General features: G+C 47.0%; 24 protein-coding genes. 18 read left to right on the top strand and 6 right to left on the bottom strand.

What is annotated here, in order from left to right; translation table 11 throughout:
* Nucleotides 1–69: 69 nt before the first annotated feature.
* The 3 genes from AC58QM_RS24595 to AC58QM_RS24585 are packed head-to-tail and all read right to left on the bottom strand — an operon-like array spanning nt 70 to nt 3,841.
* Nucleotides 70–1,194 carry a Ger(x)C family spore germination protein gene (locus tag AC58QM_RS24595; protein ID WP_497287478.1) on the bottom strand — a complete coding sequence of 375 codons (1,125 nt, stop codon included), beginning with the start codon at nt 1,192–1,194 and terminating at the stop codon, nt 70–72.
* On the bottom strand, nt 1,191–2,288 hold the full coding sequence (locus AC58QM_RS24590; RefSeq protein WP_497287477.1) for a GerAB/ArcD/ProY family transporter: 1,098 nt from the start codon (nt 2,286–2,288) through the stop codon (nt 1,191–1,193). The genes AC58QM_RS24595 and AC58QM_RS24590 overlap by 4 nt, the downstream gene beginning before the upstream one ends.
* Nucleotides 2,285–3,841 carry a spore germination protein gene (locus AC58QM_RS24585; protein WP_497287476.1) on the bottom strand — a complete coding sequence of 519 codons (1,557 nt, stop codon included), beginning with the start codon at nt 3,839–3,841 and terminating at the stop codon, nt 2,285–2,287. The genes AC58QM_RS24590 and AC58QM_RS24585 overlap by 4 nt, the downstream gene beginning before the upstream one ends.
* 306 nt (nt 3,842–4,147) lie before the next feature.
* Here AC58QM_RS24585 and AC58QM_RS24580 point away from each other — a divergent pair, with 306 nt between their 5' ends.
* The 9 genes from AC58QM_RS24580 to AC58QM_RS24540 all read left to right on the top strand — a co-directional run bounded on the left by AC58QM_RS24580 (nt 4,148) and on the right by AC58QM_RS24540 (nt 11,273).
* Nucleotides 4,148–4,579, top strand: coding sequence for a GNAT family N-acetyltransferase (locus AC58QM_RS24580; protein ID WP_310502161.1), 432 nt, complete (start codon nt 4,148–4,150; stop codon nt 4,577–4,579).
* A gap of 198 nt (nt 4,580–4,777) precedes the next feature.
* Entirely contained in the window at nt 4,778–5,332 is a 555-nt protein-coding gene (locus AC58QM_RS24575) for a DUF402 domain-containing protein (protein ID WP_497287475.1), read from the top strand.
* The gene (lepB, locus tag AC58QM_RS24570; protein WP_497287474.1) at nt 5,333–5,932 is read left to right on the top strand and encodes a signal peptidase I; all 600 of its coding nucleotides are present in this window, start codon (nt 5,333–5,335) and stop codon (nt 5,930–5,932) included.
* Nucleotides 5,933–5,984: 52 nt separating this feature from the next.
* Nucleotides 5,985–7,160, top strand: a complete 1,176-nt coding sequence (gene queG / locus AC58QM_RS24565; protein ID WP_497287732.1) for a tRNA epoxyqueuosine(34) reductase QueG — start codon at nt 5,985–5,987, stop codon at nt 7,158–7,160.
* Between the two features lies 1 nt (nt 7,161).
* Nucleotides 7,162–7,716 (top strand): methylated-DNA--[protein]-cysteine S-methyltransferase, encoded by a 555-nt coding sequence (locus AC58QM_RS24560; RefSeq protein WP_497287473.1) that lies wholly within the window; start codon nt 7,162–7,164, stop codon nt 7,714–7,716.
* 26 nt (nt 7,717–7,742) lie between these two features.
* Nucleotides 7,743–8,774, top strand: coding sequence for an HD-GYP domain-containing protein (locus AC58QM_RS24555; protein WP_497287472.1), 1,032 nt, complete (start codon nt 7,743–7,745; stop codon nt 8,772–8,774).
* A 78-nt stretch (nt 8,775–8,852) separates the two neighbouring features.
* Complete coding sequence (locus AC58QM_RS24550) at nt 8,853–9,074, top strand: YneF family protein (RefSeq protein WP_056617548.1); 222 nt, start codon at nt 8,853–8,855, stop codon at nt 9,072–9,074.
* A gap of 25 nt (nt 9,075–9,099) precedes the next feature.
* Entirely contained in the window at nt 9,100–9,687 is a 588-nt protein-coding gene (gene folE / locus AC58QM_RS24545) for a GTP cyclohydrolase I FolE (protein WP_497287471.1), read from the top strand.
* Between the two features lie 260 nt (nt 9,688–9,947).
* Nucleotides 9,948–11,273, top strand: a complete 1,326-nt coding sequence (locus tag AC58QM_RS24540; RefSeq protein ID WP_497287470.1) for a deoxyguanosinetriphosphate triphosphohydrolase family protein — start codon at nt 9,948–9,950, stop codon at nt 11,271–11,273.
* A gap of 279 nt (nt 11,274–11,552) precedes the next feature.
* Here the strand turns inward: AC58QM_RS24540 and AC58QM_RS24535 are convergent, their stop codons facing one another.
* A complete protein-coding gene (locus tag AC58QM_RS24535; protein ID WP_497287469.1) occupies nt 11,553–12,581 on the bottom strand; it encodes an alpha/beta hydrolase in 1,029 nt (342 codons plus the stop codon).
* Between the two features lie 299 nt (nt 12,582–12,880).
* On the opposite strand from AC58QM_RS24535, the gene AC58QM_RS24530 reads away from it, so the two are divergent.
* Nucleotides 12,881–13,624, top strand: coding sequence for an IclR family transcriptional regulator (locus tag AC58QM_RS24530; protein WP_497287468.1), 744 nt, complete (start codon nt 12,881–12,883; stop codon nt 13,622–13,624).
* Between the two features lie 164 nt (nt 13,625–13,788).
* A complete protein-coding gene (locus tag AC58QM_RS24525) occupies nt 13,789–14,685 on the top strand; it encodes a cation diffusion facilitator family transporter (RefSeq protein ID WP_497287467.1) in 897 nt (298 codons plus the stop codon).
* Between the two features lie 97 nt (nt 14,686–14,782).
* Here the strand turns inward: AC58QM_RS24525 and sleB are convergent, their stop codons facing one another.
* Nucleotides 14,783–15,451 carry a spore cortex-lytic enzyme gene (gene sleB, locus AC58QM_RS24520; RefSeq protein WP_497287466.1) on the bottom strand — a complete coding sequence of 223 codons (669 nt, stop codon included), beginning with the start codon at nt 15,449–15,451 and terminating at the stop codon, nt 14,783–14,785.
* A gap of 227 nt (nt 15,452–15,678) precedes the next feature.
* The gene (acnA, locus tag AC58QM_RS24515; RefSeq protein ID WP_497287465.1) at nt 15,679–18,396 is read right to left on the bottom strand and encodes an aconitate hydratase AcnA; all 2,718 of its coding nucleotides are present in this window, start codon (nt 18,394–18,396) and stop codon (nt 15,679–15,681) included.
* A gap of 233 nt (nt 18,397–18,629) precedes the next feature.
* On the opposite strand from acnA, the gene AC58QM_RS24510 reads away from it, so the two are divergent.
* From AC58QM_RS24510 to AC58QM_RS24480, 7 genes are all read left to right on the top strand, one after another.
* Nucleotides 18,630–19,652 carry an amidase domain-containing protein gene (locus AC58QM_RS24510; RefSeq protein ID WP_497287464.1) on the top strand — a complete coding sequence of 341 codons (1,023 nt, stop codon included), beginning with the start codon at nt 18,630–18,632 and terminating at the stop codon, nt 19,650–19,652.
* A 39-nt stretch (nt 19,653–19,691) separates the two neighbouring features.
* Nucleotides 19,692–20,834: a D-alanine--D-alanine ligase gene (locus tag AC58QM_RS24505; protein WP_497287463.1), complete on the top strand. Its 1,143-nt coding sequence runs from the start codon at nt 19,692–19,694 to the stop codon at nt 20,832–20,834.
* A 7-nt stretch (nt 20,835–20,841) separates the two neighbouring features.
* Nucleotides 20,842–21,159 carry a hypothetical protein gene (locus AC58QM_RS24500; protein WP_436233791.1) on the top strand — a complete coding sequence of 106 codons (318 nt, stop codon included), beginning with the start codon at nt 20,842–20,844 and terminating at the stop codon, nt 21,157–21,159.
* A 592-nt stretch (nt 21,160–21,751) separates the two neighbouring features.
* Nucleotides 21,752–22,177, top strand: a complete 426-nt coding sequence (locus tag AC58QM_RS24495; protein ID WP_497287462.1) for a hypothetical protein — start codon at nt 21,752–21,754, stop codon at nt 22,175–22,177.
* 146 nt (nt 22,178–22,323) lie between these two features.
* The gene (gene uvsE / locus AC58QM_RS24490; RefSeq protein ID WP_497287461.1) at nt 22,324–23,313 is read left to right on the top strand and encodes a UV DNA damage repair endonuclease UvsE; all 990 of its coding nucleotides are present in this window, start codon (nt 22,324–22,326) and stop codon (nt 23,311–23,313) included.
* Between the two features lie 91 nt (nt 23,314–23,404).
* Complete coding sequence (gene fabI / locus AC58QM_RS24485) at nt 23,405–24,175, top strand: enoyl-ACP reductase FabI (RefSeq protein ID WP_497287460.1); 771 nt, start codon at nt 23,405–23,407, stop codon at nt 24,173–24,175.
* 173 nt (nt 24,176–24,348) lie between these two features.
* A complete protein-coding gene (locus AC58QM_RS24480; protein ID WP_497287459.1) occupies nt 24,349–25,209 on the top strand; it encodes an inositol monophosphatase family protein in 861 nt (286 codons plus the stop codon).
* The last annotated feature ends 67 nt before the right edge of the window (nt 25,210–25,276 follow it).

Here is a 25,276-nt window from a genome sequence, read left to right as displayed (position 1 = left end):
GGTGTCACCTCTTTCTGATTGGAATATTCTCCTATAAGATGGTGTTTTTTCACGTATCTCATACATGCTTTATAGGGTTTCACCCATATTCTTTATTTTCGTCTTTACGTGTATGCGTACATCAGCTTCCGAGAAAGCGTGACCCCACTCATCCTGAACCTGCTCCCAAGCCTTGAATTGATAGGCGCGTGCATAAAGGCCTAGACCGATGGGATCAACTTCATGCTCTTGCATTTTTTTTACTAGAGATTTCATTTGCGCTTCTAGCTGATGATTGATCTCGGCTTCAAGCTTAGGTGAATCATTCATTACATCGAAGGTGAAAGGTTTCTCAGTCAATTGAATAGGCATGGAGCATTGGATGTCAAAAACGAACTTATTCTGCTCGAAGGAGACTTTCATGTCTCTTTTGATACTTAACACATAGAAGCTGAGTGCGCCTGTTTCAAAGAACGAATCGCCTTTCTCTTCTGGCAACTTGACGGTAAAGGATAGAGCACCATTTTTCTCCTTTTGCAGCATCTGAAGAAGTTGATTCTCCGTATTGTTTATGGTGTAGGCATATTTTCCTTTTTTATTCAAAAGCAGTGTGCCCGTTGCCACAACTTCCGTATCCTTGCGGAGGTCAGTTAAGTAAGGTGTGATTCCTTTCTCATACATTTGCCGATGAAGGTCAAATAATGTGGTGACTTGTACCAAGTTCCGCATATGAGCAGTATCTAGGAGCTTGGCAATATGCATGGAAAGTCGCCGTTTATCGACTGGCGCAAAGTTAATAATCTCCTCGACAGAGCCGTCAACAGCGATCACTCTGGCCGTTTCAGATGTTTTGGGGTCACGATAGAAGACATCCAGCAGCTTAAACCAATCGTCATGAGCCAAGATGCGCTTACTTATGAGCACATTTTGGATTTTACCAGCGCTAACAAGTGCCGAAGCGCGCGTGTCAAATTCGTTTCGGCTATCCCTTATGTTAATCGCGGTTACTTTGGTAACTTCATTTTTTTCTTTGGCTTCCTTGTTAAAGACCGGACTTGATGCATAAATGACGAGATTGTTATCTTTATCCAAATCCAACCCGACCATGAGGACAAGTGACACATTTTCTAAAGGCATTTGATCTTTGCAGCTGGATATCCCAATGAAGAAAGCGAAAAGCGGAAACAAAATAAGGCTTGTTCGCATCGGCTTCATAGGGAGGACCTCCTTAATCGACGCATGCCCTTTATAGTGACCCATAAGAGCGGCGGCATAACAAAAGCGATCCAGATTCCAATATTTTGAACAATATCGCTTAAGCGCTCGCTTTCATTCCAACCAGGTTTCCAAACCCATGTGACACCTACCATAAAGGTAAGTAGGAGAAGGATATGCAGGCGGGGCTGCCCTTTGAGCCCAAGCTGCTGTGTACAAATAACTGCAGCATACAGAACAGGAACGAAAGTTCTTAAGATAACCAACAAGTAGATGGAAAGGATTAAAATGTCAAAGCGTTCCAGAAAACGGAACTCAATGATTTTAAATAATGAGATGAGCGTATTATGGTATTGTGTAATCTCGTCTGGACTGAAATTGACAAAAGCAAGTAAGGTAAACAACATGTAAACAAAAAAAGTAATCGAATTCGCAATTATGATGCCTAGGGAAGCTGAACTTTTTTTTTCTAAGTAGGGGTATAGAAAGAAGGCAATTTCAAACCCGATAAAAGACAGAATGTTGGTTCTTAAGGTTTGTAATATGGGTATCCAGCCATGTTTCAGGATGGGAAGCAGATGAATCCATTGCGCATGTTTGAATAGATAGAGGGAAGTTAAAATTAAGGCGATGGAAAGAAAAAGAAGGATTTCAGAATAGCGGCCAATGATGCGAAATCCACCCCTGGTAATCATATAAGCGGGAAGGAGAAAAAGCAGCATGAGTATGGAGACATTCGTTTGCTGCATAATCCAATTTTGAACTAACAAGCCCATACGATTATAAATTAAATAGATATAGAGGAGGAAATAGCCGGCAAACATAACCATTCCCACTTTTCCAACCCATTTTCCAAAGTAATGACTCAGTAAATCAGTGATCGTGCCATTGGGGTGGCACCTCATAATCTGAATGATAATCAGACTGCTGACGATTGAAATAAGCCATCCAATGATGAGAACAATCCATCCGTCGGTCCCGCAGCCTTTTGCAAGATCGCCAGGCAGAGGGATAAGGCCAACGCCTAATTGGACACTGTGAATGATCAAAATATATTGAAACAGTGTAATCTGATTGCCTTTGCCTGGAATCATGAAGAGTCGTCTCCTTCCTTTTTCATCATGCCATACCGACGTTTTTGAAGCGTGCGTACACTTTTGGGACGATGGACCATTTTTTTGAGCGGCAGACGGATGAAAACATCTTTCCAGTCCGCTATTCGGACCGGTGCAATAGGCGTGCTGTACGATTCTCCAAGTGATTTTAAACTAATGAGGTGAGCAAGTATGACCACTGCGCCTGCCATAATCCCTATGATCCCGTATAGGGAGGCAAGGGTCATCATCGGGAAGCGAATTAAACGAACGGACGCCGCCATATCATAATTAGGAAGAATGAAGGAGGCAACCGCTGTGGACGCAACGACGACGACCATGAGATTGCTCACGATGCCAGCTTCAACCGCTGCTTGCCCAATGACGATACCACCTACAATCCCGACAGTTTGTCCCACCGGTGCAGGAAGACGGACGCCTGCCTCTCTTAACATTTCGAGCATAATCTCCATGATCATGGCTTCAATGAAAGGCGGAAAGGGGACTGCCGAACGAAATTCTCCAATGGATAGAATCAAGTCCAAGGGAATCAGTTCATGATTGTAGGAAATGCAGGCAATATAAAATGCCGGAAGAAAAGCTGCGATAATACAAGCAAAGAAACGAAGCAGTCGAAAGAAGGTAGCTACGGGCCAACGCGTACTGTAATCATCAATACCTTGGAAGAAGGCGGCTAGGCCAACGGGTGCAATCAATACACTCGACGATCGATCTACGACGACACAGTATCTGCCTTGCAGGAGTTGAGAAGCGGCTGTATCTGGTCTCTCGGTTGTAATCATTTGCGGGAATAAGGAGAAGGGGTTATCTTCAATCAGCTCCGCAAGCTCCCCTGTATTTAAGATACAGTCGATCTGCAAGCTGGAGATGCGGCGCTCTAATTCAAGACGAATCTCTGGCAGTGCAATATCTTCTAAATACAAGATGGAAACCTTACTTTTGGTCCTGTTTCCGACATAAAATTCTTTTATCTTGAGCTCACGGCTGGAGATGTAGCGGCGAATTAAGGCAATATTTTGACTTCCTGTCTCAATAAAGCCTTGATGCGCACCTTTCAGTGAGGCTTCTATTTGGGAATCTTCAATGGCTCGTTGCGGCCAGCCTTGTGTTTCTAAGGAAAAAGCATGGGCTTGGCCATCAATAAAAAGAATACTGTAGCCACGCAAAACTGAATTTTCTACGCTTTCCCAAGAAAGAAGGCTTTTGATTTGTCCTAAAGCGACAGGCAATTCATCCCTGTCATCTAAAGTCGTGTGAAACATGAGTTCGTTGAGGACGTTATTATTGATGGCGTTTTTATCCACGAGCCCATCTAGATAGGCAAGAGCTGCTGGAGCGCCGGATTGTTTATAAGTAAACGTGCGAACGATCAAATCAGGCGTATCGCTGAAAATCGTGGCGAGGTGCTCTATATTTGCCAATAGGTTAGGGGAAATTTCGACGATTTCTGGTGCAGGTGCTTCCAGATCATGATCTGAGCTGATCTCGATCAACCGAGATGCGGTCTTAAATAATCGGCGGATTAATTCCATGTGCACCATCCCATAAATTCTCAATTTCACGATGCTGTCTTTCATTGTTCCTTGACTTACGATATTTTATGCGCCTTCAAGGCTAATGCACATAGGTGAAGGAGAGGTCTTACGAACTAAGCATATTGTGTATTAATTTGTTGTAAACGCTTGCATTTAAGCGCTTTCAAGAGAAAAATCGAAAAAAACAAAGTTTTTTGTGAATTTCACCACATTTTTAGCAGGATTTCGAGTTTTTTTGTCGTATTTACTTCTTTACCAAAAAATTAATCTCTACAAATTAATATGGAATTGGGAGAGAACCGTATGCATGTTCGTTCATTTCAGCTAGGTGATACCTCTTCGGTTAAAGAACTTCTAGAAGACGTTCTGTCGGAAACCTGCTATGAGGAGACGATTGAAGCTTTCGCTCGTCAGCTATCGTGGGACACGGAGCTCGTATTAATCGCTCAGGAAGAAGAGCAAGTCGTAGGCATGATTATCGGCACGATTGATAATAACAATGGCTACTACTATAGGATCGCAGTCGCAACAGCATATCAACGTAAGGGTATTGGCAAAGCTTTGATCGAGGCAATGAAGCAGCGGTTTCTCGGGCGGAATGTGAAGAAAATTATGGTAACCGTAGATGTGCACAATGAAATGGTGCTGCCTGTGTATGAGTCCGCTGGTTATAGCGCAGATGACTTTTCCAGAGCTGCTCATCGGTTGAGTATTGTGAAAAAAGTAAGCGTCTAGTCGTTTACATGTCGCATAATCAAGAATAATTAGGTTTGGCTTTATAGGAAGCATATCTGTGCCGCCATTGCAATTGGGGGTCAGATATGCTTTTCTTAAAATATGAGAAAAAATTACTAATCGATTTACTTCGAATCAGAAGGTAAGATAGTCATAGTTTCGTACGTTACGGCAGCCATTTACAGAGGAGCTTTGAACATGAATAATTTCACGCCGTATGTGATAAAAAGCTTCAAACACGACGGGCACCTACATCGCATGTGGTTGACGAATTGGCGGGTTCCTCATGAAATGCTCCATGAAGAGCATCAGAAACAAGGCATGATGGTGTTCATCAATAGTCAGACTAAGATTCAAGAAGCGGACGGCAAGGAGTGGGTCAGTCGCATTCCGGGGGTTTCTTTTTTTATTCCGAAAATGTGGTTTAATATCGTGGCACTTATGGAGGAGACCGGCGTGCGTTATTACTGTAATGTCGCCTCTCCCTTGTATGTGAATCAGCACATACTGACATATATCGACTATGATTTGGATGTTATTCGCTTGCCGGATCGGACTGTACATATTGTAGATCAAGAGGAATATGAGCGTCATAAGCTCGGCTATCACTACTCGTCTCTTGTCGATACGAAGGTGAAGGAGGGACTTGCAGCGCTGCTCGCGCTAGTGAATGCGGACAAGCCTCCTTTCCAAGATGACTTGGTGATCCATTATTATGAACAATGGGAAAAGTTTAAGAGTGGAGGCGGTTGAATGAGCTTCTTCGTAGGACGAGAAGATTCGAATAAGGCAGTTTCTGCGCAAGGGCATGTACAAGAAGCGAAAAGTTTTACGCATGAGCTGTGGGATTGGACGAAATCCATTCTCGTAGCTCTTCTTGTTGTTATCCTCGTTCATCAATTCGGCTTTAACCTTTCGACGGTTCGCGGTCATTCCATGGACCCGACACTCCGGGAAGGTGAGTGGCTGTTTGTGAATAAAGCCATCACGTATCTGAAGGCACCGAAGCGAGGAGAAATCGTTATTCTCGAGGAGCCGGAGAAGTTGGCGTTACCCCAACACCCGTTGCTGGTCAAAAGGGTTGTTGCAGTCGCCGGCGACGAGGTACAGGGTCGCGCAGGGGTTTTATACGTGAACGGTGACAAAGTGACGGAGCCGTATGCAGATACGCCCATCGAAGATGGGGACTTCGGACCGACAGCTGTCGGACAAGGACAAATCTTCGTCATGGGCGATAATCGCCATCGATCGGCGAGTGCGGATAGCCGCATGTTCGGGGTGATACCGACCAGTCTTGTGCAAGGTCGGGCGGAGTTTGTGCTTTGGCCGCTCGATATGGCTGGAAAGCTATAAATGCAACTAGAAACAGAGAGAGGTGAGCGGATTGGTGGTTCAGGAAGATTTCATGTTCAATGAAGCAAAATTAGATTGGCAAAAGCTGCAACAGGAGATCGTGGAAGCTGCTCCCTCTCTTGGTATAGATAAGATCGGCTTTACCTCCGCGGAACCGTTCCACGCATTGAAGGATATCCTTCTCCGCCACAGGGAGAAGGGCTTTGAATCCGGCTTCGAGGAGCCGGATATCGAGAAGCGGGTACACCCCGAGCTGAGCTTCGACGCGCCGCGGTCGATCATATCGATCGCGGTCGCGTACCCGTCGAAGCTGACCAACCCGCCCCGATCGGAGCCTGGGGCGTATCGGGGCATGATCTCGCGCTCCTCGTGGGGGAGCGACTACCACGACGTGCTTCGCGACCGGCTCGCGAAGCTGGAGGCCTTCATCGCCGAGCGTGTGCCGGGGGCGAGGCTGCAGAGCATGGTCGACACCGGTGCCCTGGTCGACCGCGCCGTAGCCGAACGTGCCGGCATCGGCTGGAGCGGCAAAAACTGCGCCGTCATCACCCCCGAATGGGGGTCGTGGGTGTATTTGGGCGAAATGATAACGAACATCCCATTTGAATCCGATATATCTATCATGGACCAATGCGGAGACTGCACGATTTGTATCGATGCCTGTCCCACAGGGGCACTAGTCGGCCCAGGGCAGCTCAATTCGAGTCGCTGCATCTCCTTCATCACACAGACCAAAGGGTATGTGGATGACGAGTACAAACGTAAGATCGGCAACCGACTTTATGGCTGTGATACGTGCCAGGTCGTTTGTCCGAAGAACAAGGGGATGAACTGGACGCATCATCCCGAGCTTACGCCTGACCCCGAGAAGGTCAAGCCGCTGCTCATTCCCTTGCTCACGATGTCGAACAAGGATTTCAAAGAGCAGTACGGACGCATCGCTGCGTCCTGGCGGGGCAAAAAGCCGATCCAGCGCAACGCGATCATCGCGCTCGGGAATTTCAAGGACCGCACCGCGGTGCCGGTCCTGAGCGAACTGCTGCGGAGCGATCCTCGCCCGGAGATCCGGGCTACCGCAGCGTGGGCTTTAGGGCGAATCGACGGTGAGGAAGCTTTCGCCGCGTTAGAGAGAGCTGCTGCGACGGAGCAAGAACCGCAGGTGCAGAAGGACCTAGGGAAGGCCATCGCTGCGCAGAACGGCCAAGCAGTGGCCGTACAGGAGGAATAAGATGAAGCTGCCTCAGGACACCCAGATACTAACCTATACGGAGATGGATTCTCCGATTGGTCCTCTTGTTCTCGTGGCATCCCCATTGGGGTTGTGTAAGGTGGAGTTCGGTAGTTATGAGCAGAACCGAGCGCAACGTGAGCAGTGGGCTAGCCGTTGGTATGGTCAGATTGAGTTTAAAGAGAATGCCGAGCAATTGGCATCTACCGCGCAGCAACTGACGCAGTATTTTGGCAGAGAACGTGAGGATTTTGATGGAGAAATAGACTTGCAGGGAACGGATTTCCAGAAGCGTGTATGGCAAGCGCTGCGAACCGTCCCCTATGGAGAGACAGCGTCCTATAAGCACATTGCTGAAGCCATTGGTTCGCCGAAGGCTGTAAGAGCTGTAGGCGGTGCGAATAATCAAAATCCCGTTCCAGTGATCATCCCGTGTCATCGTATTATTGGTGCAAACGGAGATCTTGTGGGCTATGGCGGAGGTCTTCCGACCAAAGTGCACTTATTAGATTTGGAACGAATGAGAACAACGAACAGGACTAATCTAAACGTTTAACAACTACAACATGTGGAGTGACTCCTATGAAATATGTACATTTGGATTCTGTGGAGCCTGGTCAATATCTGGGACGTACGATTTACGCCAGCAATGGGGCTATTTTGCTTTCGGAGAATGTGCAATTAACCGTATTTATGATCAATACGCTGAATCGAATCGGTGTGACGATGATTTATATCAAGGACCCGAACCTGGCGGATGTGGAAATCCCGGAGATCCTTTCGGATGAAACGAAGCGGCTTGTGATGACGCAAATGGGCCAGACGTTCGCGGCAATTCAGTCGGGTAAAGAGTTTAATTCGCGCAACGTCAGCATGACCATTAATACGCTGCTGGATGAGATTATGAAGAACCGAGATGTCCTTGTACAGTTGAATGATATTCGATCGCAGGACAATCAGATGTACATCCATGCCATGAACGTGTGTATGATGTCCGTATTGATTGGGATGAATATGGGGATGAATGCGACACAGTTAAAAGAATTGGCCATGGGCGCACTTCTGCACGATATAGGGAAAGTGGAGTTATTAACCGACGATGAGTCGGAGGATCCGCGAAGACATCATACATGGCGTGGGTTTGAGTTGTTGAAAAGTAAGCGTGAGTTCAGTCTGCTTATTGCGCACGTAGCCTTCCAGCATCATGAGGAATTGAATGGAGAAGGTGTTCCTAGGGGACTCATGAGTGAGGACATACATCTCTATGCCAAAATAACTGCCGTTGCCAATATGTACGACAATTTGCTCTTTGATATGTCTGCGGGGCTCCGCAAGCTGCCGCATGAAGCTTGTGAATATATGCTGGCGCTCGCGGAGACGAAGCTGGATCGAGATGTTTTGATCCAATTTCTGAAAATTGTCTCGATCTATCCAACCGGTACTTCCGTTCGATTGACGAATCGCGAGACGGGTGTTGTAGTTGGTCAGCACAGAGGTCTACCAACGCGGCCGATTATTCGGATTGTGAAGCAGGATGCGACGGACAAAGTACTGGATATCAAAGAAATCGATCTAGCGAAGGAAACCACTTTATTCATTGAACAGGTACTTTAATTTGTAAACCGTTGAACAGTAATGATATGATAGAACAAGCATTCTATTCTAAATAAATACAAGCAGGGGGCATAGGTTATGTGGAGTTATCTCATTCCCATTCTCACATTGATTGCTGGTTTGGTTGGCGGATTCTTTATTGGTGTATTCTATTTAAAGAGACAGCTTGAATCCATGCAGAACAATCCTGAGATGCTGGCCAAAATGGCGAAGCAAATGGGCTACAACATGAATAAACAACAATTGAATAAAGCACAACAAATGATGAAGAACCAGAACTTCAATCAAAAACGGAAATAAGAATTAGGGTGGAGTGGTAGAGAAGATGGCATCCATCGACTATAAAAATGAGTTAGTCGCGGAAAATCGCGAGCAGATCGAAAAGCATGTTCGTGAGATTTTGCGTTTAATTGGTGAAGATGTAGATCGCGAAGGTTTATTTGACACACCAGCACGTGTCACACGGATGTATGAGGAAATATTCGCAGGGTATGCCGCGGATCCTCGGGAAGTTCTAGGGGTTACCTTCGATGAGCAGCATGAAGAGCTGGTTATCATCAAAGATATCGTCTACTACAGCCAGTGCGAGCACCATATGGCGCCTTTCTTTGGTAAAGTTCATGTCGGCTATCTCCCAAGCGGTAAAGTAGCGGGTCTTAGCAAGTTTGCCCGTTTGGTTGATGTCGTGACACGCAAGTTACAGGTGCAAGAACGCATCACCTCTGAAATTGCTGACATCCTATTTGATGTGCTGAAGCCGCATGGTGTTATGGTTGTCGTTGAAGGCGAGCATATGTGTATGTGTGCTAGAGGCGTGAAGAAATACGGCAGTCAAACCGTAACTTCCGCGGTACGCGGCTCCTTCCGTAAAGACGCTACACTGCGTTCGGAATTTCTATCTTTATTAAAATAATAAGAGCACCGGGGAATGTGCACAAAGACAATGGTCTTGTGCATCATTCCCTTTTTTCACTTGTGCGCGAAGTTAAGCTTGTTGGGGCATGGAGAATATAGTATCCTTTTTAATTAATAATCTTGCTGCATCGGGAGTTCGAATAGTGTCTATCGTACATGCTCTCGCATAAACTGATAGCAGTGTGAGGAACGCTTGAACAGCAGGATACAGATGAGAACGGCGCCCTACAGCGCTAGAGGGCTAGAGGAGGCAAGCATATGAACAACATACGGAAATTTCGGCCTGGTGAGGCAGCTTCCTCAAAATGGAGTGAAGAACGCGATGAGTTTGAACGGGATTATGCGAGGTTGATTCAATCGCCAACCTTTCGGCGTCTACAGGGGAAGTCGCAAGTGTTCGGAGCTGGCTCGGGAGATTACTACCGGACACGTCTGACCCACTCCTTGGAAGTGGCACAGATTGCGAGAGAAGTAGCGAAGCGTTTAGAGCGGACGAATCCCTTTTTGAGCAAAAGAGAGCATCCAGGCCTGATCATCGATCCGACCGTGGTCGAGTGTGCATCCATTGCGCATGATTTTGGCCATCCACCTTTTGGACATAAGGGCGAAGAAGTACTTAACCATATCCTCATGAAGGATCACGGCTTGAAATATGAGGGCAATGCGCAAAACTTCCGAATTCTCATGTTTCTAGAAAAGCGGGCGGGCAGCGAAAGTGGCCTAGACCTGACGGCTGCTGTGCTTCTCGGTATCAATAAGTATCCTTTTTTGATCGAGGAAGAGGGACGTCTCAAGGGTGTCTATGGGGCAGAGTGGGAAGTCATTCAGGAGCTGCGTGACATTTGGAAAATGCCTGTTGGTTGCTCCACATTGGAAGCACAATTGATGGACCTCTGCGATGATATTGCGTATTCGACGCACGACATTGAGGATGGCATTCGAGCAGGCAAAATTCAGATGAACGCTACCTTCTTCGAGGATCAACGCTTAATTCGACATCTTGTGATGGAGATATTGAATGACCCCAATCAGCATAAGTTCGGATGGGAACAGGTTGATATTGAACAAATGGTGCGCCGCGTGTTGCACGATTATTTGGAGCAATGGGAGCTCATCTTTGCAGAATGCAATCGTGAGGAATCACGGACGCGGAGAGAGATGAAGGCTCGGTGGGTCAGCTCTTTTGCTTCGAGGCTGGACATTATTGACGACACGGATCGCGGTTGGAAGAAAGTCGCCCTCGTCAAAGACGGCGCGGAGGACATGGATCTGCTGCGCACGATGGAAATTCTCAAGAAGCTGGCGTGGGTCACGCTGATTAAGGATTTCCGAGTGTTGCGCCTGCAAAAGAGGAGCGAGATCATCGTGGAGCGGCTCTGGGATAGCTTCATCCATAAGGACAAGGGACAGTGGATCATCCCGACGGACTGGATTGATAGCTACGAGCGGCGAAGCAGCAACAGCAATTGGAGCTGGCCGCGCTTTGTCGCGGACTACATCTCAGGCATGACCGACGCCTACGCGGAGAAGGTTTATGCGGAGCTGTTTGCGAGTAAATCCGGCTCGATTTATGAGATGGATTGAGTGAGTGGGAACAAACAGGCGATCAAAGGAGCGTTAGCATTTATGCGACGCTCTTTTTTTGCTTTTGGCGTGGGGCGGAGATAGCCTTGGCTGGCGGCGTGAGAGCAAGGGATAGTGAGGCTGCGTGGCCACGTTCTCATGCTGTAACTCGAATATTTCGAGTTACAGAAGCTGCAAGACTGCTTTCTCATGCCTGTAACTCGAATATTTCGAGTTACAGGGGCAGCAAGGCTGCCTACAAATGAGCAAAAAAAATACCGACCTCATTAGAGGTCGATTTTATAGGGAGGAGGGAATACCAGCGTTAACGTGCTCGGATGCGGCCGATGGTTCGATACTGCTGAGGAAGTCCAGGGTGCGGCTCACATACGTTTTGGGCTCAGCACGGTACAGAAGCTCATGCTGCGCGTTAGGAAGAATCCATAGCTTAGAGGCACTATTATGCTGCTGTTTGAACATTGCCTCGACTAAGACATGAGGAGCTTTATTGTCATTGGTGCCGTGAATCATAAAGATGGGCATCTCATAAGACGTTGTGGTTACTTTGGTGTAGGGAACGTCCTTCAAGCTTACGCCATTTAAGAGAGGAAAGAAGAGACGGACAAGCGGCAGAGAAGGGTATTTAGGCAGATGCACGATTTGATTAATATTTTGATAAAGGGTGTCCGAGTTCAGCAGAAATGTACTGTCTAGGATCATCCCTGAAATATCCCCTTTTTGCTGTAGAGCAGTCTGCAAGGCAGTACCTGCCCCCATGGAAAAGCCCCAAATATAGATCGAACCGCCAGTGGACTGTTTGATGTAATCAATGGCTCCGAGCAGTTCCTTGGATTCTTGAACGCCGCCAGTCATTAGGCGAGCACTGTTTGTATTGACGTAGCCATAGTCGAACATGAGAACGTTGTACTGCTTTTTATGAAGCTCACGGGCCAAGGTGTAGAGAGGCACCCAAAGTTCTTCACGATTTCCGCCATAGCCATGTGAGAAAATAACGGTTTTACTTGATCCCGCAGCTGGGATGAACCAGCCATTCAAAATGGCTTTACCATTTTGACTTGGGAAGGATACATCGGTGTAAGGGAGTCGAACAGCCTTCATTGGATTCGAATGCAAAGGCTCAATGTTAGGTCTAGCTAAGTTCCAAGCTATATAAGCATGGAAAATGAGCATGATGGAGGTGCATACAAGTAATAAGGCCAAAAGTGTCGTGGTGATTAGTCTTTTTCTACGTAAAAAGGGTTGTGTAATCACCTGGTCAAGCGTGGGTTGAAGCGATCCTGTTACAGGATTTAGAGTAGTCGTAGACATCGGTAAAGCCCCCCTCCGTGAAGAATGTGTATGTGTAATGCCGCTAGGTAGAGGTAGAAACTTAGAAGGGAGAGTTAATTATTTAAATATTCTGAAAAATATTTCTATACTCTTATAGTATTCTGAATGCGCTTTCAAGTCAATGTGGATGCGGTATTTGTAAGCCTTTTGTAACGGTTCTGTAATAATGGGGAAATGAGGTGTTTGACCTTTACGGTTCCCCGTCATTTCGTTATACTGAACATAACAAGGTTTCATATAGTGAAACAGTTTGGGCTCATGAAGGTGGTGACTCTTCAATGGAAGATGGCAAGCTGACCGTGCGTGCTGTTGAGCGCGCTTTAGATATTATGCTTTGTTTTACGGGAGCGTCTGAGTTGACGTTAACCGAAATTGCCACACGTGTGCAGCTTCACAAAAGCACGGTGCATCGCCTTCTAGCATCGCTTGAAGGCAAGGGCTTCATCATGCGTGATGAAGCGACGGATAAGTACAGACTGGGTTACCGTTTATGGGAGCTCTCGGCGAACTTGTCCAAAGAAGGAGACCCCGGCATCATTCTGCTGCCGGAGATGGAACGACTGCGCGATCTCCTCGGCGAAACGATCTCGCTGTATGTACAGGACGGCTTGGTACGCGTGCGTATCCAAGCCGTGCAGAGCAACCATGCCATTCGCCGTGTTGCCCCTGTCGGGGCGCGAATGCCGCTTTACGTCGGCGCCTCGAGCAAGGTGCTCGTCGCCTTCGCTGAGCCAGGGCTGCTGGAGCAGCTGCTAACCTCGGCCGATTGGCCGACAGGGTTAGGCACGCAGGCGTACCTGCAGCAGCTCAGCGATACCCGACGCGCGGGCTTCGCCACGAGCGTCGAAGAGCGCGAGCCAGGCGCGGCAGCTGTGTCCGCGCCGATTCTTGACCGCGGAGGCCGCCTAGTGGCCGCCCTCGCGGTCTCGGGTCCAGCGAACAGGCTCACGCTGGAGCTAATGCAAGAGCAGGCGCCGACGATTATGGAGGCGGCGAGGCGGATGGGAACGATGCTGCGTTAAGCGGCATCGTTTTTTTTTGTCGGCAAAATACCTGCATAATCGCAGGTATTCTTCTATTTCCTTACCCCTGCGCCTATAAAAGAGGCACTACGCAGGTTTTTCCCTTCGACGGATGCTTTACGCTTGAAAAGCCATACTAAAAAGGGGAAGGGAGTGGGAACGTCATGAAGAAGACAGCTTCGATGCTGGCGATCTGGATAAGTCTGGCCAGCAACATCGTGCTGACCGGCATCAAAATCATCATCGGCTTCATGTTCCAAAGCCAAGTGCTTATCGCTGATGGCATTCATAACGCTGGGGACGTAATCGCGACAGCAACTGCGTACAGCTCGATGCGAGTCTCTTCCAAGCCAGCGGATGTGGAGCATCCTTATGGTCATGGGAAAGCGGAGGTACTCGGGGCTTTTATCGTCGCGATTATTTTGGGTGGAGCCGCTGTTTATATGGGTTATCATTCGATTCATGCCTTGTTCGAACCAGCCGGTGAGGCGCATATTATTGCTTTTTGTGCGGCAGTCATTTCCCTCGTGTGGAAGCAAATCCTGTATGTCTACACGATGCGCATAGGTAAGAAGATCAATAGCAAAGGGTTGATCGCCACAGCCTACGACCATTTAGCGGACGTATACGCCTCTATTGCAGCTTCTGTGGGGATCGGTCTAGCCTTAATCGGAGATTATTATAACATTAGTTATTTGGCGTATGGAGATCCAGTAGCGGGGATCATCGTCTCTTTCCTCGTACTGAAGCTAGCTTATGAAATGGGCAGCGAATCCTTTGATATTTTGATGGAGCGCAGTGTCAGTCCCGCCTATATTGAGCAGTATGCTGCGTTGATCAGAGGTGTACCAGAGGTAAAGCGAATTGATCGACTGCGTGCGAGGGAACATGGGCATTACATATTAGTTGATGCGAGACTTGGCGTTCCAGGCCAGTTGTCGATCCAAGAAGGTCACGATATTAGTCGCAGTATTAAACGTAAAATTAAAGAAGCACATAGTGATGTAGATGAAGTGTTGGTCCACTTGAATCCTTGGTATGAAGAGCAAGCTGACGCATAAAGAAACAACATAAAAACACCTCTACCCGAGCTCGCTTTACCAGCGGCTTCGTGTAGAGGTGTTTTCTATTTATCGTGGTCGCACACGATTTACTTGTTTATACTGCAAAGATATGATTCCCGATCTGCACCGTTTGTTCACGTGTCCAGATCCAAGCGCTAGTTGCTGTTTTGGGGTTGAAATAGTAGAGGGCGCCACCTGTAGGGTCCCAGCCTCTTACAGCTTCCAGAGCCGCCTTGTAGGCTTGCGTATCTGGCGTTAAATTATACTGGCCATCGCTGACTGCCGTAAAAGCACCAGTCTCAAATATGATACCTTGAATGGTAGCCTCGAACTTACTGGACTTTAATCGGTTCATAACGACGGCTCCAACGGCAACTTGACCTTCGTAAGATTCACCGCGTGCTTCACTGTAAATAACTTTAGCTAGCATATCTAGCTCAGCTTGATTGACTGTGAATTTTCGCAAGTACTCCCACGTTTGCGCACCCACGATTCCATCCACGCTTAGTCCATAATTCGTTTGGAATTTACGAACTGCCGCGGAAGTAATCGGACCATATTTTCCATCTATAGAAGGCTCATATATGCCTAAAGTTTTTAGTCGGAATTGTGCGTCCCAAACGTCACCATTTTGTACTCCTTGCTTTAAAGTAGTAGCTTCTACTGCGGATGCCATCGGGCTCCACATTCCTGCGTTTATCCCTAAACCAAAGGAAGCTACGAGTGCGACTACGACTAGTTTTTTAATCAACATCATCTTCATCTCCCCTTTCGCTTTACTCAGTATAGGTGCCGAAATACGCCGTCTCAACCCGCAGTTTTTGGTAATGTAAGTCAATCCCTTGGGGGAGTAAGGTTTGAGCAAGGTCATTTTTTGATTGAAATGTGCAAAAAAAACGCGATTTTTCCCATAAATATGTAAAAAACTCGAGGCTGCCATGAAGGCAATCTCGAGCTTTTGGTGTGTGTTTTGCTGGAATTTATTGAAAATTAGTTCTTGTTCTCTGCAAGAATGGAACGAAGAACCGTTTGTAAGATACCACCATTGCGGTAGTAGTCTACGTCTACCAAGCTATCCAAACGTACAAGCGCTGTGAATTCGAAGCTAGTTCCGTCTTCGCGAGTCGCAGTTACTTTTACAGTGGAACCTGGTTGAACATCATTGCTTAGACCTGTGATATCGAAAGTCTCGCGACCTGTAATACCTAGCGTTTTCCAGCTTTCGCCGTTAACGAATTGAAGTGGAAGAACGCCCATTCCAACAAGGTTACTACGGTGAATACGTTCGAAGCTTTCAGCGATAACAGCTTTAACGCCTAGCAAGAAAGTACCTTTTGCTGCCCAGTCACGGGAAGATCCAGTTCCGTACTCTTTACCAGCGATAACGACAAGGTTTTGACCTTCAGCTTGATACTTCATGGAAGCATCGTAGATGGACTCAACTTCGCCAGTTGGCAAGTAAGTTGTTACGCCGCCTTCTGTTCCTGGAGCCACTTGGTTACGAATACGGATGTTCGCGAACGTACCGCGCATCATCACTTCGTGGTTACCACGACGGGAACCGTAGGAGTTGAAATCTTCTTTTTTAACACCGTGGTTGATCAAGTATTGGCCTCCAGGGCTGTCTACTTTGATGTTACCTGCAGGGGAGATGTGATCCGTTGTAACGGAATCGCCCATAAGTGCTAGTGTTTTCGCGCTGCGGATATCTGCGATATCATCCAGAACTGTGCCTAAGTCTGTGAAGAACGGAGGCTCTTGGATGTACGTGGAGTTATTGTCGAACTCGTACAGATCGCCTTCTGGAATTTGAATTTGGTTAAAACGTTCGTTCGCACGGAATACATTGCTGTATTTGTCGCGGAACATGTCAGGGCTCATTGCAATGTTAAGTGCATCTTGAATCTCTTGGTTTGTAGGCCAGATATCTTTCAAGTACACAGGTTTGTCATTTTGGTCATAGCCGATTGGATCTTTCGCAAGGTCAATGTTAACTGTACCTGCAAGAGCATAAGCAACAACTAATGGAGGTGATCCAAGGTAGTTTGCTTTTACTTGTGCGTGTACGCGGCCTTCGAAGTTACGGTTACCAGAGATAACAGCAGCTACTGTCATATCGTTGTCGATAATCGCTTTGCTTACTTCGTCTGGAAGCGGACCGGAGTTACCGATACAAGTTGCACAGCCGTAACCAGCAACGTGGAAGCCAAGAGCTTCTAGGGACTCAAGAAGGCCTGCTTTAATCAGATACTCGGTAACAACCAGGGAACCTGGCGTTAAGGAGCTTTTTACGAAAGCTGGTTTTTTCAAACCAAGTGCTACCGCTTTTTTCGCAACAAGTCCAGCACCGATCATAACGCTTGGGTTGGATGTGTTTGTACAGGACGTAATCGCCGCGATGACAACTGCGCCAGTACCCATTTTAACTGTTTCGTTTGGATACACAACATCAACAACTTCAGCCACTTTCTCTTCTGTCAAGCCGTAGCCGCCTTTGTCGATCGGTGTACGGATGATAGCATTGAAAGATTCTTTCATGTTTGTCAGCTCAACGCGATCTTGCGGACGTTTAGGACCAGCTAAGCTTGGAACTACCGTGCTAAGATCAAGCTCAAGAACTTCTGTAAACACTGGATCTGGTGTGCTGTCTGTGCGGAACATGTTTTGAGCTTTGTAGTAAGCTTCAACAAGAGCAATTTGCTCTTCATCACGGCCAGTAGCACGCAAGTAGTTCAATGTTTCGTTATCAACAGGGAAGAAACCAATTGTTGCGCCATACTCAGGAGCCATGTTCGCTACTGTTGCACGGTCAGCCAAGGAGATGTTGCTTAGACCGGGACCGAAGTACTCAACGAATTTACCAACAACGCCTTTTTTACGCAAAATTTGAGTAACTGTCAATGCCAAGTCAGTCGCTGTAGCGCCTTCTGCCAATTGACCAGTCAATTTGAAACCAACAACGTCTGGAGCGACGAAGTATAGAGGTTGACCAAGCATACCAGCTTCTGCTTCGATACCGCCAACGCCCCAACCTACAACACCAAGACCGTTGATCATTGTTGTATGAGAGTCTGTACCTACAAGGGAGTCTGGGTACACGACAGTTTCGCCATCGATTGTTTTCGTAGCTGCAACAGATGCCAAGTACTCCAAGTTAACTTGGTGAACGATACCTGTTGAAGGTGGCACAGCACGGAAGTTATCGAATGCTGTTTGTGCCCAACGCAAGAAACGGTAACGCTCTTCGTTTCTTTCGAACTCTAAGTCAATGTTCATTTCGAGTGCATCTGGGGATCCGAAAGCATCAACCATGACAGAGTGGTCAATTACAAGGTCTACAGGAACAAGCGGGTTGATACGTTTAGGATCTCCGCCTTCACGAGCCATTGTCGCACGCATTGCCGCAAGGTCAACGACGACAGGTACACCTGTGAAATCCTGAAGAACGATACGAGCTGGGATGAAAGGAATTTCTTTGTTCTCATCGCGGCCTTGAGCCCAACCAGCGATTTGTTTTACGTGTTCACTTGTAATTGCGCGACCGTCAAATTGACGAATAGCTGCTTCAAGCAAAACGCGGATAGAAACTGGAAGGTTGTTGATTGTGCCATGACCTTGACTTTCAAAGTCAGGAAGGCTGTAATACTGGAACGATTTCGTTCCGACAGTTAACTGCTTACGCACAGAAAAAGAGTCCTTGTTGGACATAGGTAGTTCCTCCTCAATAATAATATCTAACCATGCCATCGAATTTCACCTAGTGAAACTCGATTTCATAATTCCCTCTACTTCAAGTATAGCGCTTCGCCACGTGCGAGTAAAGATTAATTTCAATCATTTTTACCGTCAAAATGTCATATATTGAATCAATTCAAAGCAATTCGGGCTTGTCCTAACGAAACTTATAAATACCTTAATAAAGTATAAGGAGGGATACCAAGATGTCCTGGAAAACAGCGCTATATAATTACGTTCATGCGAAAAATCAGGCTGAGCTTGAGGGCTCGGCTGCACCCTTGGAAGCATTTGTCTCAGACAGCGCTTATGTACGGAAACAGGATGTCAAGGTGCGAAGGCTCCTGAACAGTTACCGAGAACGTGGTGCAAAGCTGCTGCGCGGAGAGACGAAGCTCCGTATGCAAGGTGTTAAGGAATTGCCATATGGCATTATTGCGGATATCCAGCTGCACCGATTTTTGACCTATCAAATGGGTTCAATAGAACATCAGGAGGAGCGGATAGAGTCAGAGCGAGTGATCATTGAACAGCATACAGCAGCATGGAAGGTACAAAGTGCCGAATCTTTGCAAAGCGAAAAGTCCCGGACCAGCCACGGTCGCAGCTTCCATTTGTCAGAGAACGAAACATTCATAGATACCCTGCGCAGTTCACCATCTCTTCCTTATATCAATCCTAGTATACGCAATACGAGTGGTCTGGAATCCGCTCCTCGCAAAATCATTTATAACCGTCCCAAAGCCGTCCAATATGCGGAAATGTGGTGGCAAAAACCGAATCCGCGGTATGAATATTTTGAAGTAGATTGCACGAATTATGTGTCTCAATGCCTCTTTGCAGGCGGGGCTCCAATGGACTATACTGGGAAAAGGGAATCGGGCTGGTGGTATGCTGGCAAAAAAGGGCATCAAGAGCTCTGGAGCTATAGTTGGGCAGTTGCCAACAGCTTGCATCATTACTTCGAACGCTCCCATACGCATGGTTTGAAAGGCACGGAAGTCAAAGACCCCCAGGATCTTCAACCTGGTGACACGATCAGCTATGATTGGGATGGTGACGGTCGCTTTCAGCACAATACATTTGTAATAGGTAAAGATGCCAATGGGATGCCGCTTGTTAATGCGCATACCTTTAATAGCCGCAATCGGTATTGGGCATATAAGGATTCACCTGCTTGGTCGGAAAGGACGAAGTACGTGTTTATTCATGTTGCTGATGAAATGTAAGATGGCATAGAAATTGTAAATACTAGACGGAGGTACGTAATGAGCCGCAAAATACGAATTGGATTAATTTATGGAGGGAAATCCGGGGAGCATGACGTGTCTTTGCAAACAGCATTGGCGGTTATGAAAGCTGTGGATTTCACGAAATATGAGATTACACCGTTCTACATATCCAAAAAAGGAGAATGGAGAAGCGGAACGCCGCTCCTAGGTCCAGCGCAATCGAAGGAAGCTTTAACGTTCAGCACAGATGATGCTAGCGCTCCTGCTTCGAATGCTTTGGCGCCGATTTTTGGCGGCATTCAAACGAAGGGTGATGTAGCTGTTTCTTCTATTACATCAGCTGGCGCGGAGGATCTTGGTTTAGATGTTGTGTTCCCGCTTTTACACGGCACGTTCGGGGAAGATGGGACAATTCAGGGACTTTTGGAAATGGCGAACATTCCTTATGTAGGCGCTGGCGTACTAGCTTCCGCCGTAGGGATGGATAAAGTCATGATGAAGAAAGTATTTGCACAAGAAGGGCTTCCACAGTGCATTTTCCGTCACTTTACCCGTACTGAGTGGGAAAAAAATCGCGCTTATCACCTCATGGAGCTGGAAACGGCGATTGGTTACCCATGCTTCGTGAAGCCAGCTAACTTAGGCTCCAGTGTCGGGATTTCCAAAGCGAGAAATCAAGAGGAGCTTATCGCGGCAGTTGCTTTTGCTTTCCAATATGATCGCAAAGTGATTATTGAAGAAAATATCGATGCCCGCGAAATCGAAGTTGCTGTTCTAGGGAATGATGAACCTATCGCTTCTGTGGTGGGTGAAATCGTATCCTCCAATGAATTCTACGATTACAAAGCTAAATATCTGGATGGCAAATCGGCGATGATTATCCCTGCTGAGATCTCCGAAGAGATTTCGGATGAGGTCAGAGCACTGGCACTCCGTGCATTCTTGGCGGTTGATGGCAGCGGCTTGTCACGTGTGGACTTTTTCTTAGGTAAAGCAGATCAAAAAATCTATATCAATGAAATCAACACGATGCCTGGCTTCACGCCATTCAGTATGTACCCGTTACTATGGCAAGAAACAGGTAAACCATATAAAGAGCTGCTGGATGATCTCATTCGATTGGCGCTTGAGCGACATGCAGCTAAGCAAAATATCCAATATTCTTTCGATGCGGAGTAGATAAGCCATGGGTTTTCAAACGGAATTCAATTCAGTTTGTAAGTTTAAGTCTGAGCAGGAACTCTACGAGCTGCTGGAGTACGGCCGCGGCAAAATGGTGAAGAGCGGTTTCCGCGTATTCCCGACAGGCCAGAAAGTTATTGCTTACACGCCTGAGAATCAAGCAATCGCCATCGTACGTATTGTTGCCTCCATCGCGGAAATTAACTTCCAGGGTGAAGAGGTCACACAGGTTGAGATGGAACTTATTCGTCGATTGACAGAAGAAGAAGCGCGCATTCAGACCTCGCTTGCGTACGAAATGTTTTTTGGAGAGCAAGCTTAAGTAGTATAGAGAAACACCGACCTTTTGAGGTCGGTGTTTTTTGTTATGCTTGCCCGCACGCCAGTCTTTTGACCATACGTATTGACGAAACTCTCGCATGAGACGTTCCAAATTGCAGTCTCAGTAGCACATTCGCACCATTCCCCTTCCGAGCAGTCGCAAATCGACTTCTCAGTCAAACAAACTAGCTGGATTGACGAAACTCTCGCGTGAGACGACCGAAATCGCAGTCTCAGCAGCACAATCGCACCATTCCCCCGCCGAGCAGTCGCAAATCGACTTCTCAGTCAAACAAACTAGCTGGATTGACGAAACTCTCGCATGAGACGTCCGAAATCGCAGTCTGAGTAGCACAATCGCACCATTCCCCCGCCGAGCAGTCGCAAATCGACTTCTCAGTCTGCAAGCTGAAGACTGTTTTAAGTTGTAACGTCCAAAGGTGGGAGATCTTTTTTGAAGTTTGAGGAACTATGTTCCGCGTTAGTCCATCTTTTTATATAAATTAGTATGTTTATACGGTTTCCTTTGTCCCTTTCAAACGGAACACTAGCTTCATATAATAGCTTATCTTACTAGAAAGGAGTGAATAGAAATGAAAAAACACACAATTATCAGCACTGACGGCAGTTGGGTAAATGCAATTGAAAACGAGGCGAATCCAGCATGGGTGCAACCTAAAGAAGGTGAAGCTTATGTTTGGGGGGCGAGTGACTCCATCGGCCCAGCAGCAGTAGTCGCCAAAAGATTCAAAGTTCATTCGAAAGTTAAGAAAGCCACTTTATTCTTAGCTGTGGACAACTATGCCATCGTACTCATTAACGGAAGACCCGTGGTAATCGATCGGCCGCAGGATACGTTAGCTTTTTATAATCCAGGCAGAACATTCCATATCGAGAAGTATCTTCAACAAGGTGAAAATGATATTGTAATCGCGGGTTTTAACTCGCCATCCAATGCTAACCGCAGCGTAGGCAATCCGGCTGGTATCCTTGCCCGTATCGAGATTTGGTATTATTAATCCCATTTCAAATGCGTATAAAGGCCCTTATGACGTTCTCGAACGTCAAAGGGTCTGTTTGTATGTGTAACGATTCGCTAGGGTAATCTAATAGGTAGTCAAAAGCCATAGAATCCAATTGGAAATGAATCTGGAGGTTAACGAACATGCTCATTCGCCTAGGATACGTAGCCATGTCCACCGTGGTAAAGAATGCTTCTCCATCCAAGACGATGACCGCTACGAACTTCAGCAACCTGCTCGATCGCGATGCAGCCATCCGCAAATTAGAGCGCATCGGTGCTGAAAATTTACATAACACGCTCCGGCTGCTTAGACATAATCGTGCTCATGACATCATGGTGTTTCGATTCTCTTCTCGTTTTATCCCGCTGATTGGCCATGAAATGCTAGGTGATTGGGACCCAATCCCAACGCTGTCCGAGGAGTTTCAGGAGCTTGGCAGCTATGCCAAGCAGAATAATATGCGCGTAAGCTTCCATCCCGATCACTTTACCGTGCTCAGCACGCCACGGAAGGACGTGTTAGAGAAGTCTGTTCAGGATTTGGAGAGACACTCCGCGATGCTGAACGCGATGGGGCTTGGCATGGAAGCGATGTGTAACATCCACGTTGGGGGCTCCTACGGCGATAAAACGAAGGCAGCAAAGCGATTTGTTCAGAACTTCACTGCACTACGCACGCCAATTCAACGGAGAATCACCCTGGAAAATGACGATAAAACCTTCAATGCGCTAGAAACGCTTGAGATTGCCGAAGAAGTCGGTGCCCCTATGGTGTTGGATGTGCATCATCATGCGGTCAATAACAATGGGGAAGACATTGTCGAGCTATGGCCGCGCATTCAGGAGACATGGCTCATACGTGCACGCATGCATTTGGACGATGCCTCAGCCACGCTGCCTCCAAAAATTCACGTTTCCAGCCCCAAAGGCGAAACGGAACCAAGAAGTCATGCCGACTATGTGGAGGTGGAGCCATTATTTGCGTTTCTGAAAGCGATAGCCCCAATCACACCTAAACTGGATATTATGATCGAAGCAAAGATGAAGGATAGCGCTTTGTTCAAACTCATGGAAGACTTGAAGGGGCAGGAAGGTGTCACAGCCCTGGATGAGGCGTCGCTTCAGCTCTAATCCCATATTTTTCTTGAATTGTTGGACAAAATGGGGTACTTTGAAGAAATGAACGACTATCCATGCCATTGTGAGAGGGGCTTCTACGAACATGAGTCAATTATTAAACGGAAAAAATATACTTGTAATGGGTGTTGCCAATGACCGCAGTATCGCTTGGGCCATTGCACAATCTTTAGCCGCACAAGGTGCTAATCTAGTATTCACGTTTGAAAACGAGCGTGTAGAAGAACGCGTGCGCAAACTGGCTGATACAATTCCAGGCTCAAGCTTAATGCCATGTAACGTAACTGTTGATGCTGAGATTGATACGTTGGCATCCGCGCTCAAAGAGAAATTCGGTGTCGTGCATGGCCTAGTACATAGTATTGCTTTTGCTAAAACAGAAGAACTTGACGGCTTGTTCGTAGATACATCACGCGATGGCTTCGCGCTTGCGCATGATATCAGTGCTTACTCTCTCGTTGCAGTCTCCAAACGGATTTACCCGCTGATGACAGAAGGCGGAAGCATCATGACGATGACGTATTTAGGCGCTGAACGCGCTATGAAGAACTACAACGTGATGGGCGTTGCCAAAGCAGCACTTGAAGCAAGCGTACGCTACTTGGCAGCAGATCTTGGTCAATACGGCATTCGTGTGAACGGTATTTCCGCAGGTCCAATTCGTACATTGGCTGCCAAAGGGATCAAGGATTTCAACTCCATCCTGCGTCAAGTTGAAGAGAAAGCTCCGCTTCGCAAAACGACAGATACAGCTGAAGTTGGCGACACGGCAATGTTCCTCATGAGTAACTTGTCCCGAGGTATCACGGGTGAAGTCATTTATGTTGATGGTGGCTACCACATCGTTGGTATTTAATAATAAGTAAATCCGCACGGCATGCTTGCCGCAGCGGATTTTTTTTGTCATTTTTTCTACGCCAATGTGAAATTGTACGAATAAATTAGGATGAAACGCACTAGTATTAGAAACGTATAATTTACTATACTTAACGTAATATCTAAATTAATGAAAAGAAAGAGTTGATATATATGGTAGAAGGTAAGACGGAAACTTTTGTTGTCGGGAGTAAAAGCTTTACAGCTGTAGCCATTAATACGGCGGCCAAAGCAGGTCAATGGATCAAGACTAAGCTTGGGGATATCAATCATGTGGGAACGAAGCACTCTGCACAAGACTTGGTAACAGAGGTCGATAAAGGCTCTGAGAAGCTGATTCGCAATCTGATTATGACCCATTTCCCGAACCACTCGATCTTAGGTGAGGAAGGCGTGGAGCCGGGTCCAGAGGCATCGGCCAAAGCACTGCAAGAAATGAGCGACGAAGAGTATCTTTGGATCGTGGATCCGATTGATGGCACGACGAACTTCGTTCATGGTTTTCCATTTTTCTCGGTATCCATTGCATTAGCACATAAAGGTGAAGTCATCGTAGGTGTTGTATATGACCCATCACGCGATGAGCTATTCGTTGCGGAGAAAGGGAAAGGCGCTTACATGCACGGCAAAAAAACAGAGGTCTCCGAAGATGAGACGCTGCTCACTAGTTTAATCGCCACAGGATTCCCGGCTGATCGTGATGGGGCGCTGCCTATCAACCTGAAAGGTGTTCAAGCGCTGTCGCCTAAGGTTCGCAACATCCGGGTCGCAGGGTCAGCTGCGCTGCATTTGGCTTATGTGGCGGCGGGACGACTTAGCGGCTTTTGGGAAATCGGCCTCAATGCTTGGGATATTGCGGCAGGTGCCTTGCTCATTACCGAGTCAGGCGGTCGTGTGACGGATACCGAAGGGAAACCATATCATCTAGGTGTTCGTAACGTGATGGCAACGAATGGTCGCATTCATGAAGAGTTTAAGAACGAACTGGCAGCCGCTAAGGCGACGGGGGCATAAAACGATAAACCAACCTCTTGCGTAGTCATTCCTTAGGGAGTGATTGAGCAGGAGGTTTTTTTCCTCT

This window comes from Paenibacillus sp. J22P165 (assembly GCF_059692015.1).
This window is presented reverse-complemented; position numbering and strand designations above follow the sequence as displayed.